The 264-nt window shown below is 31.4% G+C and carries 1 protein-coding gene; it reads right to left on the bottom strand.

From position 1 onward, the window contains the following. Nucleotides 1-264: glycoside hydrolase family 9 protein (locus tag AOA62_RS29695; protein ID WP_178075669.1), on the bottom strand; the 264-nt coding region annotated here is incomplete at both ends.

Raw genomic sequence — 264 nt, 5'->3', positions numbered from 1 at the left:
GCTAATATCTACTGCATTTCTTCCTAATAAATAGTGTACATGATCTAACGCAATAGCATGCCATTCTTTTTTCTCCGAAAATTGTGTTGCTAATAACAAAAGCATTGCGTTGTTCATCACAAGCATATTACTTCCCCAAATATAATCTTTTTCCTTTAATGATAGGAAATATCCATCACTTTGACTATTTCTAGCTAAATTTTCAGCTTCGTTCAATAATCCTTCTCGTAAATCTCTATAAATGTCTTCATTTCTAGGAAATTC

It is taken from the genome of Pseudomonas sp. 2995-3 (genome assembly GCF_002742565.1).
Taxonomy (GTDB): domain Bacteria; phylum Pseudomonadota; class Gammaproteobacteria; order Pseudomonadales; family Pseudomonadaceae; genus Aquipseudomonas; species Aquipseudomonas edaphica.
This window is presented reverse-complemented; position numbering and strand designations above follow the sequence as displayed.